We start from the raw sequence: 10,266 nt of genomic DNA on the forward strand, positions 1-10,266 counted from the left end.
CGTGTCAGTGAAAATCTCGTGATTTCACGAGCAGTTGTTCCATCACCGCAGACAAATTCTGTAACTTTCCGGCAATCAGATGCAGAACACCAGATGAGAATTCAACAATTCCGCTGACCTTGAGAATACGTGCCGACAGGTAGGGTTGTCGCTGCGCCTTGGCCGTTCCACTCCAGATAATCACATTAATATGCCCGGTCTCATCTTCCAGGGTGACGAAAGTGACACCACTAGCGGTTCCCGGTCGTTGTCGACCAACCACCAGTCCCGCGACCGTTACCAACTGTCCATGACGGCACTGCCATAAGGACTCAGCGGTATAACAATGTGGCAAACCGCCCTGCTGGCGCAACAAAGCCATAGGGTGACGCCCCAAAGACAACCCAATATGGGCATAATCTGCCAGCATAGCATCCACTTCGGTTACTCGTGGCAAAGTGACATCCATTTCTACCGTATCTGCCAGCGTAAGCAATGGTAGCTGTTGCTGCTGTGCGGCTGCCAATTGCCAACGCGCCTGATGTCGATCTCCACTGAGTTCCGCGAACGCATCGGCACTGGCTAATGCCTCCAGATCGTCTCGATTGAGCTGTAATGACGCAAGCTGTGACAACTGCTGAAAACCTGAAGCTCGTGTTTGTAGTAGCTTGGTTGCCGCGCTGAAACTTAATCCTTTAACCAGACGCATTCCTAGTCGCAAAGCAAAAGCGCCTTCGGCGGTTGTTTCCAGCGTACAGTCCCAATCACTATGATTAATGGCGACCGGTAAGACACTGACACCATGACGCCGCAGATCCTGCACCAGCTGTGACGGGCTGTAGAATCCCATCGGCTGACTGTTGAGTAATGCACAACAAAACGCAGCAGGATGGTAATGTTTCAGATAGGCCGACACATATGCCAATAGTGCAAAACTGGCAGAATGCGATTCTGGGAAACCATATTCACCAAAACCCCGGATCTGACTGAAAATCTGTCTCGCAAAACTTTCGCTGTAACCGCGCGCGGCCATGCCATCAAGTAACTTCTGTTCAAACTGTTCCAATTCACCGGTGCGTTTCCAACTGGCCATTGCCCGCCGTAACTGATCAGCTTCCCCCCCACTGAATCCTGCGGCAACCATCGCCAGATGGATCACCTGTTCCTGAAAAATCGGTACACCGAGCGTGCGTTCGAGTACGCTACGCACCGCGTCTGAAGGGTAAACAACTGCTTCCAGTCCATCTCGGCGTCGTAAGTAAGGATGCACCATATCGCCCTGAATCGGTCCGGGGCGAACAATGGCAATCTGCACCACCAAATCGTAGTAACAAGCCGGCTTCAGCCGCGGTAACATGCTGGTTTGGGCGCGAGATTCAACCTGAAAAACGCCCATACTGTCCCCGCGCTGTAACATCCGGTAAACCGCTGGGTCCTCCCAACAGATTTGCGCCATAGAAAATGGTTGCAGGTGGCGACTGAGTAACTCAAAACACTTGCGAATAGCCGTCAGCATACCCAGTGCCAGCACGTCTACTTTCAACAATCCCAGACTTTCCAGATCGTCTTTATCCCACTGGATCACCGTTCTGTCTGGCATAGCGGCATTTTCTATCGGAACCAGTTCTGCCAAAGGGCCCGCAGAAATAATAAAGCCACCGACATGCTGCGACAGATGGCGAGGGAACCCCATAAGCCCTTGCACTAATGGCAAGAGCCAGCAGCCTAGTCCCTGCTGAGGAATGAATGCCTGTCGCTGTAATTGTTGTTGCCAGTCTTCTTGCGGATCACGACGATCCACCGCCGCCATCAAGGCTTCAATGCGCTGTTCGTCCAAGGCTAATGCCTTACCCACATCTCGCATCGCACTACGAAATCGGTAACTGATAACACTGGCAGCCAATGCTGCACGCGCTCTGCCATATTTCTGATAGATATACTGAATGACTTCCTCACGCCTCTCGTGCTCAAAATCCACATCAATGTCTGGTGGCTCGTGGCGCTCCTTGGAGATAAACCGCTCAAACAACATGTTGATTTTGGTCGGATCGACTTCAGTGATCCCGAGACAAAAACACACGACTGAGTTAGCGGCAGAACCTCGTCCCTGATGCAGAATTTGTTGTGCTTTAGCAAAGTTGACTAAGTCATAAATCGTCAGAAAGAAATATTCATACTGCAGTTCGCCGATAATCTGTAATTCACGGCGGTACTGCTGGGATACTGACGCTGGCACATTATCGTGATAACGGCGTTTAGCCCCCTTTTCCACTTCCTGCGCCAGATATTGTGTTGCGGTCAATCCGGCGGGAACCAACTCCGCCGGATATTCATATCTGAGTTCATCCAGAGAGAAATGGCAATTCTCTGCAATTCGTAGAGCGTTATCCAACCATGATTGTGGAAAGCGCTTCTTGATTGCGGATATTGGCTTCATTGCTGTTTCAGCATTAAGGCTAAGCAGAGCGCCGGCATGAGGAATATCGGTGTTATGGCGAATACAGGTCAACACATCTAATAATCGTTGCCGCTGCGGTGCATGCATACGAACGTTACCAGCCGCCACACAGGTTAATCCGGCCACGTCTGCCAATTGTTGCTGCAGATTAAGTTGCCAAGCTTCTCCTGCGATGAGCTGACGTTCCATCAACAAATATGGCAATACACCTAATGCCTCTGTTATCTGCTGCAATAGTTGCTGTAACTGGGTTAACGCCTGAAACTGCCCCATGGCAGTCCATTCTGGGGACAGCGGTAATGGCGGTGGTCGCCATAAGCAAATACAGGTTTGTTGTAACGAAGCAAAATCCGCCAATGACAGCTGATAACTCCCTTTCGCCGCACGGCGACGTCCCAGCGTGATAAGACTGCTTAATCTGGCATATCCCAAACGATCTGGGGCCAGCACCACGAGTAATCCCTGTGGCAATTGAAACTCCGCGCCAACGATCAGGGCAATTTGATGTTTTTTAGCAGCTTCGTGAGCTTTCACAATACCGGCCAATGAACATTCATCCGTGATCGCAATCGCTTGATAACCTAAGCGAGCCGCTTCAGCCACCAGCTCCTCCGGATGAGAAGCACTCCGCAGGAAACTGTAATTGGAAATAGCGTGCAATTCGGCGTACATCAGCTCATCCAGCCATGTAACAACAATTGCCCCTGACTACGAAAAACCCAGCAATAACCACCTTGCCGATGGCGCGCCAGAAAATAGTCTCTCGCAGGGAAATTATCGGTAAACCAAGGAGATACTATGCGCTCTGGGCCTCTGAGTATGTCGACATCATCTACCGACAAAGGTTGCGGTTCAGCCAACAACCATAAAGGCCTGAGCGCCATCACCGGCACAGGCAACTTCGCCGGTTGCGGAGGCCACTGTTGGATCGGCTGACTATGGCTTGCCTGTTCCGGTAATGGCGATGCCTGATAGCACAATTGACGCACGCGTTCTTTGCCAAGCCTGGCCTGCAGTCGTGCGAGTAACTCCGGAAATGGTTGCTGCTCGTGGCTAGTTTTACTCAAGACGCCATTCTGCAGTTGCTGCGCAATAAAATGCCGGACTTGCAGTTCCAGCTCGATCACCGGCTGTGGCAGCGTCAACCGTTCCAACTGCAGACGACATAATTGCAACAACCCAGCCTGACGAAATTCGCCTAGCGGATAATCAATACGCAAGATCATCGGAGCAATATTATTACTACGGAAAAACAGGGTCAGCTGCAGTTGCTGTACAGCCAATTGCCGTACCCGCAAATACGTCGCCAATTGCGCAAACATTGGCGCTAATGGAAACATCACCCCTTGGATATAACTGACATCATGCAGTAATAATCGCTTTAGCCGGAAGATGGGGGGCAGATGATACGCCTTACGTGAATAACTGAGACGTCCTTCCAATTGCAGCAGTAATGTCAGCAATGGTTGCCCAAAACGTTTACCTAGTTCTGGTCGAGGTAATGATTGTAGTTGTTGCCAGCAGTTGATCCCCATTGCCAATAGTCGTTGCTGAGTCTTATCGTCCAGCGGTAATGCTTGTAGTGGCAACTGTGATGGCAACTGGGTAGTTATCACAGTTGCAGGCACTGCTTGAGTCTGATATTCAGCATGGGACTCCGTGACCTGATTTTCTGATGGTAGTTGCCAGGGAACTGCCAATAACCGGTTACGGGTTTGTCTCGGTGTCGATACCCGGTTCATGCCGAGGGCCGTTGGTGTCGATGCTTTCACACCTTTTGCTAACAACGCCGCATGCAGCGGGTAACGCGCCAGTGCCAGCGCATAATGTAAACCGTAACACTGACAGCGCTGGTGATAACTTTCCATAAAACGTGACTGGCTGCCAAATAAGCGCAACATCGATCCCATCTCCAGCACCAGCGTTTCTGTCGGCCAATTCACCGCTGATCCCGCATCAGAGTTAAGCGGCTCTTGCTGCAACAGCGGCGGCCAGATACGTGCACTAAAATCGTAATTCCACTGACATAACCAATGTTGTAATGCTTCGCAATCAACCTCTTGTAGCGACAATAACACCAGATCTGGCAACAACGCCTGAGCGGTCGTCTGACTCATGCCAGATTTAACCCCCCGAGCGGCGGCGTTGGGGCTGACTGAATGCAACTGTTTGGCTGCAGTATCGTATAACGCCAATGGCGGCAATCCAGCAAAGACTGATGTCGCGGGAGCGACGGTCGTCGATTGCAGGCTCCAGGCCTGATATTGCAATTGCAGCTGTGGGAAATAAACCCCTAGCCAACATTCAGTCATGATAGTTGCTCACCTGCCGATCCGACTCTTGCGCATGCTCCCAAGGGCCAGCCACCACATTCGACGGGGAAGATAGTGTTACCTCAGCCAATGCATACCATCCAGGTACCATGACGCCCGACAGCACAATTTCCGGCACTGGCCAGCCACCTCGGCGTTTGAGGATCTGTAATCGGCTACGATTACCCGCCAGAGGTTCCAATGCTAACTTCAACGGCACAGGATGATTATTTCCGGCCTGAGATACCGGTAACAGGCAGAATCCCAAGGCGTTTCCTGACTCCGCAGCCAATTGCAAACGCCGCGCTTCCTTGAGCGATAAATGCGCGAACCATCCCAGCACCAGCGGACAACTGCCATTCGCCAGGAGCTGTTCCATCGCCCATAATGCTTCACGCCTTTCAGTAACATCCAGCCATAAAAAATATTCTGGTGGTAACTGCAGCCAGGCTAGGGTCTGTGCATTAGGTATAAAATTTGGCGCGACCAATGCCACCGGCTGATACGTTTCAGCTGACAGATATTGGCGCAACAGCGGCAATAACAAGCCTAATTCGCCCACCCCGGGAACCGGTGTTAACAACTCACAAATGCCATGGGCCGGCCACTTAGGCAAGCTATCCACCAGCTCAGGGAAACCGGTGTCATAACCAGATGCGACTTGTTGCTCTGGTTGTCCACGCCAGAGGTCCTGTCGCATCAATAGAGATTCAATTGCACGATTAACAGACATCGCCTTGCACCATTACTGTATTTCTATACAGTATAATTCAATCAGCAAGTGCTGCAAGTCCCGTGTAAAATAGCGGTGTACTAACGCGTCATACAAATGTTGCTTTTGTAACGACGTAGGTTTTTCTACAATTTACGGAAAATGCTCTGGAGCGCTTTATGGCACACGCGACAGATCCAGCGAACCCCTCACCACCACAACGTATCTGGCAGGTGGTCGCCATGATCCCGCAAGGCAGAGTCGCGAGTTATGGCAAGATAGCCGACTATGCCGGTTTACCGGGACGGGCACGTTATGTTTCCCGAGCACTGAAACTGGCGCCGGATACACTAGCGTTACCCTGGCATCGGGTTATCAACGCTCAAGGGAAAATTGCTTTTGCTAAAGATAGCGAATCATTTCGCGAGCAAAGCTACTTGTTGCGTTGCGAAGGTGTAACAGTGAACCAAGGCCGAATTGCATTGTCTGAATTTGAGTGGCGACCAGATATGGCAACATTGGTGCTGTGCCTACCGTTTTAGTGAGAGGAGAGATTATTTGAAAATCCGTCGTATGTTATGCCTGTTGTGGTTATTACCGCTAACGGTGCTGGCCGCCCCCAGTCCGTTAACACCACAAGTAGTGGAGTATCAGGTGAAATATGGCAGTTTTAGTCTCGGTGGCGCACGCTTTACCTTAGCGGCGCCGCAAGGCAACACCTATCACTATGAAATGGACAGTGACTTGAGCCTGATAGTGCTATCCGATAAACGCAAAATTACCAGTGTGTTCACCGATGTGGATGGACAGTTACAGCCATTACGCTTTATTCATGAACGGACCGGGACAGGTAAAGATTTCAACGAGCAGATCGCATTTGCCCGCGATCAAGGCAAAGTGTTTAGCGTTTATAAAGGCGAAAAAACCAAACTGAATTATACCGATACTCTGTACGATGCCATGATGTTGCAGTTACAGTTCCGCTTAGATCTCATGAATGGTAAGCAAAAATTTAACTACAAAATGGTGAAAGACAACGAGATTGAAGATTACCATTTTCGTAACTTGGGGCAGGAAACCGTGAAGCTCCCCAGCGGCAGTTATCAGACGGTCCATCTGGAGCTGATACGCAAAAGCCAAAAACGCCACACCGATGTCTGGATGGCACCGGATTTAGGCTATCTGCCAGTGCGTTTTGTTCATGAAGAGAAAGGTAACACCATGGAACTGACCTTAAAGCAGGTGCAGTTCAGCGGTGCTACCGGACAGGCGCAACTCGCCAAGACAGAATAACTTCCAGTCGCCCGGCTGCAACACTTGCCATTGTTCGTTGTCAGTCAGTGGCCGGGTCGCCACCACGGTTACCACGTCGTTTGGTGTCGTTTCCTGGTGGAAATCAATCACCACATCAGTATCGATCAATTTAGCCGTTCCGAAGGGTGCGCGGCGGGTAATATAGCAAAGATTGTTACTGCAGAAATTCATCAGATACCGGCCATCGCTGAGGATCATATTGAAGACCCCTAATTGCCGAATATGTTCAGCCAGCGCGGCAATATACTCAAATACGGGCATCATATCTGCGGGTTCTTGCTCGCCGAACTTGGCGACTAAGGATTCCAGTATCCAGCAAAACGCCTGTTCACTGTCAGTTTCGCCAACGCTCTGATAACGTCGCGTCACAAATTTATCCTGATAGCCTGTCAGCTGCCCATTGTGGGCATAAGTCCAATATCGCCCCCACAGTTCGCGGGTAAAGGGATGGGTGTTTTCTAATGAGACTTTACCACGGTTGGCTTGACGGATATGGCTGATTACCACTTCGCTTTTAATAGGATAAGACTTGATTAACCGCGCCACCTGGGAACGACTGCTGGGTGCGGCATCTTTGAACGTACGGCTACCCTTGCCTTCATAAAAGGTAATGCCCCAACCATCCACATGGGGGCCTGTCACGCCACCACGTTCAGCAAGACCGGTAAAACTGAACACGATATCGGTCGGGATATTTGCGCTCATTGCTAGCAGTTCACACATGGAAAACATCTCTGAAAATCACACAATTTCATAGCATTGTATCTATCTACAGCAAGAAGTGAAATTGTGCCTTTAAAAATATTCAAACGTTTGTTTGAAAATCACTTGAGTTCGATCACGATCACGTTTACTTTTAAAGCGACACAGGTCTGACCACAGACTAAAATTATGATAAAGATCGGCAAGTTTTGTCGGCATACATCCCGTCACGGGGGCATATAAAAAGGAGAATCACAGTGATTACCCTACTTTGGATCATCGTCTTATTGTTGATTTTGGGTGCTGCTGCTTACCTGAGAGTATCGTTGATGACCGCAACGCTGGCCGCGGCGGCCACGCTGCTCGTTGGCAATCTCATCGGGGTAACCGGTGCATGGAGTTGGATAGTGTTCTTAATCGTAGCACTGCCACTCAACATCAGCCCATTCAGGCAAACCGTCATCACCCGACCATTATTAAAGTTGTATCGCGGCATCATGCCGGAGATGTCCAATACTGAAAAAGATGCGATTGAAGCGGGTACCACCTGGTGGGAGGCAGATCTGTTTGCTGGCAATCCTAACTGGAAAAAACTCCACAACTATCCCAAAGCGCGCCTGAGCGCAGAAGAACAAGCATTCCTGGATGGCCCGGTAGAAGAAGTCTGTGCCATGGTGAATCAGCATCGAGTCTCACACGAATTAGCTGATCTACCACAGGAAGTCTGGAGCTTCCTCAAGAGCAAAGGCTTTTTCGCGATGATCATCAAGAAAAAATTTGGTGGTCTGGAGTTTTCCGCCTATGCGCAATCTCGCGTGCTGCAAAAATTAGCAGGCGTGAGCAGCGAACTGGCATCCACTGTTGGGGTTCCTAACTCTCTTGGTCCCGGAGAACTGTTACAGCACTACGGTACTGAAGCGCAGCAGGATTATTACCTACCACGGCTCGCCACTGGAGAAGAAGTCCCCTGTTTTGCGTTAACCAGCCCAGAAGCAGGTTCAGATGCCGGCTCAATTCCCGATTATGGCGTCGTCTGCAAGGGCATGTGGGAAGGTGAAGAAGTATTGGGGATGAAACTCACCTGGAATAAACGCTATATCACCTTGGCACCAATTGCCACCGTGCTGGGACTGGCGTTTAAACTGCGAGATCCTGAGCACCTTATGGGTAAACAAGAAGACATCGGCATCACCTGTGCCCTGATCCCAACCGATCTGACAGGAGTAGAAACCGGACGACGGCACTTCCCATTAAACTGTATGTTCCTCAACGGCCCTACCCTGGGTAAAGATGTGTTCGTGCCACTGAGTTTCATCATTGGCGGGCCAGAAATGGCGGGGCAAGGGTGGCGCATGCTGGTAGAGTGCCTGTCTGTCGGTCGTGGAATTACCCTGCCCTCCAATTCTGCAGGGGGCATCAAAACCTTGGCCTTGGCAACAGGTGCCTACGCGCGCATCCGTCGTCAATTCAAACTGCCAATTGGTAAGCTGGAAGGTATCGAAGAGCCGATGGCGCGCATTGGGGGTAACGCCTACCTCATGGATGCGGTGACTGCCCTGACGACGACAGGAATTGATCTGGGTGAAAAGCCTTCAGTGATCTCCGCTATCGTTAAATACCACCTCACTGACAGAATGCAGAAGTGTTTGATCGACGGGATGGATATCCACGGTGGTAAAGGGATCTGCCTTGGCCCGAATAACTACCTCGGCCGAGCCTATCAGGCAGCACCTATCGCCGTGACCGTCGAAGGAGCCAATATTCTGACCCGTTCGATGATCATCTACGGTCAGGGCGCTATTCGTTGTCATCCGTATATTCTGGCGGAAATGGAAGCCGCATTTGATGACAACCCAAATCGCGGTCTGCGCCAGTTCGATATGGCACTGTTCGGCCATATCGGTTTCAGTTTAAGTAACTTTGTCCGCAGTTTGTGGCTGGGACTCACCGGCGCTCGTCTTTCCAATGCACCGTTTAGTGATAACACTAAACGTTACTACCAGCAGATGAACCGCTTCAGTGCCAATCTGGCATTATTGTCAGATCTGGCGATGGCCACGCTGGGGGGGGGACTGAAACGTAAAGAGCGCATTTCGGCGCGTTTAGGTGACATGCTGAGTCAGCTATATCTGGCCTCTGCAACACTGAAACGTTATCAGGATGAAGGACGCTTGGGCGAGGACTTGCCGTTAGTCCAGTGGGCAGTAGAAGATGCACTGTATAAGCTGCAAAGCTCACTCGATGACCTACTGGATAACTTCCCATCTGGCCTAGGGGGTATTCTGCGAGCGTTACTGTTCCCGTTTGGTCGTCCGCTAAAACGGCCTAGCGATAAACTGGATCACCGCGTTGCCCGCATCATGCAAACCCCATGTGCCAGCCGGGATCGGTTGGGTAAAGGTCAGTTCCTGAAAGCAATCAGCAATAATCCTGTCGGTATTCAGGAACAAACGTTGCGGGATATTTTGTTGGCTGAACCACTTTATGACAAAGTCTGTCAAGCCACTGGCAAACGACTGCCCTTCATGCAATTGAATAAAATTGCTGAGGAAGGCAAAGCGTTAGGAGTACTGTCCGATGATGAAGTCAAACAGCTAGAAAAAGCTGAAATTGGCCGACTCAAATCGATCAATGTGGATGATTTTGATCCTGAGGAACTCAAAGCCCAAAGCGTGAATTCGCAACAAAGCAGTGAAGAAGCTGCCTGATATTATGTCCCGTCCTAAGATAGGTTGACAGTTTTTAGGCCAGCTCCCGTAGCTGGCCTTTTCTATTGTGCACCTGATTGG

Annotated in this window: 7 protein-coding genes; 3 read left to right on the top strand and 4 right to left on the bottom strand. The window is 50.5% G+C overall.

From position 1 onward, the window contains the following. Positions 1-4: 4 nt before the first annotated feature. From PY479_RS16050 to imuA, 3 genes are read right to left on the bottom strand one after another with little or no spacing between them, the layout of a single operon-like run. Positions 5-3,109 (bottom strand): error-prone DNA polymerase, encoded by a 3,105-nt coding sequence (locus tag PY479_RS16050; protein ID WP_275484376.1) that lies wholly within the window; start codon positions 3,107-3,109, stop codon positions 5-7. Then, positions 3,109-4,749: a hypothetical protein gene (locus PY479_RS16055; protein ID WP_275484377.1), complete on the bottom strand. Its 1,641-nt coding sequence runs from the start codon at positions 4,747-4,749 to the stop codon at positions 3,109-3,111. Before PY479_RS16055 ends, PY479_RS16050 begins: the two co-directional genes overlap by 1 nt. After that, positions 4,742-5,482, bottom strand: a complete 741-nt coding sequence (gene imuA, locus PY479_RS16060) for a translesion DNA synthesis-associated protein ImuA (protein ID WP_275484378.1) — start codon at positions 5,480-5,482, stop codon at positions 4,742-4,744. The genes PY479_RS16055 and imuA overlap by 8 nt, the downstream gene beginning before the upstream one ends. Positions 5,483-5,640: 158 nt before the next feature. On the opposite strand from imuA, the gene PY479_RS16065 reads away from it, so the two are divergent. Next, positions 5,641-6,003, top strand: a complete 363-nt coding sequence (locus PY479_RS16065) for a methylated-DNA--[protein]-cysteine S-methyltransferase (protein WP_212593531.1) — start codon at positions 5,641-5,643, stop codon at positions 6,001-6,003. Positions 6,004-6,019: 16 nt separating this feature from the next. After that, positions 6,020-6,754: a DUF3108 domain-containing protein gene (locus PY479_RS16070; RefSeq protein ID WP_228730300.1), complete on the top strand. Its 735-nt coding sequence runs from the start codon at positions 6,020-6,022 to the stop codon at positions 6,752-6,754. Here the strand turns inward: PY479_RS16070 and PY479_RS16075 are convergent. Next, on the bottom strand, positions 6,695-7,498 hold the full coding sequence (locus tag PY479_RS16075) for a class II glutamine amidotransferase (RefSeq protein ID WP_275484379.1): 804 nt from the start codon (positions 7,496-7,498) through the stop codon (positions 6,695-6,697). The genes PY479_RS16070 and PY479_RS16075 overlap by 60 nt on opposite strands. 236 nt (positions 7,499-7,734) lie before the next feature. Here PY479_RS16075 and fadE point away from each other — a divergent pair, with 236 nt between their 5' ends. Further along, positions 7,735-10,185 (top strand): acyl-CoA dehydrogenase FadE, encoded by a 2,451-nt coding sequence (gene fadE / locus PY479_RS16080; RefSeq protein ID WP_275484380.1) that lies wholly within the window; start codon positions 7,735-7,737, stop codon positions 10,183-10,185. Positions 10,186-10,266 lie beyond the last annotated feature (81 nt).

Source organism: Shewanella sp. A32 (genome assembly GCF_029167175.1).
Taxonomy (GTDB): domain Bacteria; phylum Pseudomonadota; class Gammaproteobacteria; order Enterobacterales; family Shewanellaceae; genus Shewanella; species Shewanella yunxiaonensis.

Excerpts from the sequence above, each read along its gene's own strand:
- PY479_RS16055 (WP_275484377.1), bottom strand. The coding sequence starts at position 4,749 with ATGACTGAATGTTGGCTAGGGGTTTATTTCCCACAGCTGCAATTGCAA.
- PY479_RS16050 (WP_275484376.1), bottom strand. The coding sequence starts at position 3,109 with ATGTACGCCGAATTGCACGCTATTTCCAATTACAGTTTCCTGCGGAGT.
- imuA (WP_275484378.1), bottom strand. The coding sequence starts at position 5,482 with ATGTCTGTTAATCGTGCAATTGAATCTCTATTGATGCGACAGGACCTC.
- PY479_RS16075 (WP_275484379.1), bottom strand. The coding sequence starts at position 7,498 with ATGTGTGAACTGCTAGCAATGAGCGCAAATATCCCGACCGATATCGTG.
- PY479_RS16065 (WP_212593531.1), top strand. The coding sequence starts at position 5,641 with ATGGCACACGCGACAGATCCAGCGAACCCCTCACCACCACAACGTATC.